This window comes from Pandoraea sp. PE-S2R-1 (assembly GCF_002179865.1).
Classification (GTDB): Bacteria; Pseudomonadota; Gammaproteobacteria; order Burkholderiales; family Burkholderiaceae; genus Pandoraea.
Genome location: NZ_NGUR01000128.1, coordinates 1 through 465, shown reverse-complemented (window position 1 = coordinate 465; position 465 = coordinate 1). Strand labels below are relative to the sequence as shown.

1 protein-coding gene is annotated in these 465 nt (G+C 59.4%); it reads left to right on the top strand.

Going from position 1 to position 465, the window contains the following annotated elements; translation table 11 throughout:
* A partial coding sequence (locus tag CDV44_RS28190) for a hypothetical protein (protein WP_212677168.1) occupies positions 1–465 on the top strand: 465 nt, incomplete at both ends.

Genomic DNA, 465 nt, shown 5'->3' with positions numbered 1-465 from the left:
GATGGCCAGGAAGTTTGGTACGTCCGGCAAAAGCGAGGCCGGAGAGATCTCGTTCGGAACGAATACCAGCGCAGGCAACGCAAAGATTGGCGTTGAAGAGGGCGGTAAGCTGTCTTTCGCTGACGGTGCCAGCGCGGCAAACGCAACAATTGGGCTTCGCGACGGCGGTGAATTGACCTTCGCTGCCGGTGCGAGCGCAGGCGCAAGCACGATTTCGGTGGGCCGCGCGTACACGCAGGACGATATTGAAGCTTTGCCGGACCTCGCACCTTCCCTTCGGAAGGGGACCCCGGTTAGCGCGGGCAAGCTGACATTTGACGGTGCTTCAGCCGGCGACGCAACCATCGCTAACGGCGGCGAATTGCGATTCTCAGGAGCAGAGCTGCACAATCTGACGCTGACCAACGAGGAGAAAGGCACTGTCACCATTCTCGGCAAGATGGTCGACAAGCTCGACGAAGATAA